The following is an 882-nucleotide window of genomic DNA, read 5'->3' on the forward strand; positions in this document are numbered from 1 at the left end:
TTATCATAATGATGACAGTAACCTTTTTAGCATCAGCAACCGAAAAAATAACGGTATTCGCTGCTTCGTCATTGACTGATTCTATACAGAATATCGCTGCTATTTATAAAGTTGAACATGAAGATACCGATATTGTGTTTTCATTTGCTTCATCATCAGTATTAGCTAAACAAATTGAACAAGGTGCACCTGCTGATATCTTTATGTCAGCGGATCAAAAGTGGATGACTTACCTTATTGAACATAACGTAGCTAAAAATAAACAAGATCTTTTGAAAAACACATTGGTTCTTATTGCTCCCAAGCAATCGAAATTAAATCATGTTGTTATTAATACTCAAACTGACTGGGAAGCAATTTTACCTAAAGGGGGAAAAATAGCCATTGGCGATCCAGATCATGTTCCTGCTGGGCTTTACGCCAAAGAATCCTTAACCAACTTAGGAATATTTAATAAATTGTCACCACAATTTGCTCCTGCTAGCAATGTACGTGACGCATTGATGTTAGTCGAGCGTAATGAAGCTACGCTTGGTATTGTCTATAGCACAGATGCAAAGGTAAGCGATAAGGTAAAAATTATTGGGACATTCCCTATGGATACTTTTAAGCCTATAGAATATCCCATTACCTTATTGAATCCCAAAGCAAACGATTTTTATCAATATTTAAATTCGCCACAAGCTAAAGCCATTTTTAAACAATACGGTTTTATAATAAAATAATTTATCGCCAAGTGTATTTTGAAATATGTTATTAAGTGAATTTGAATGGCAAACTTTATTACTTAGTTTAAAGATAGCTACTTCGGCAATTGGGTTTAGCTTACCAATAGGAATTTTAACTGCTTGGGTATTAGCCCGCTGTCAATTTTTTGGTAAA

At 34.2% G+C, this 882-nt stretch carries 1 protein-coding gene; it reads left to right on the plus strand.

What is annotated here, in order from left to right; all coding sequences use genetic code 11:
- The first annotated feature begins 2 nt into the window (after window positions 1–2).
- Entirely contained in the window at window positions 3–725 is a 723-nt protein-coding gene (gene modA, locus A9G30_RS05500) for a molybdate ABC transporter substrate-binding protein (protein WP_141672014.1), read from the plus strand.
- Window positions 726–882 lie beyond the last annotated feature (157 nt).

The organism is Gilliamella sp. Fer4-1 (assembly GCF_001690515.1).
Lineage (GTDB): Bacteria > Pseudomonadota > Gammaproteobacteria > Enterobacterales > Orbaceae > Gilliamella > Gilliamella apicola_C.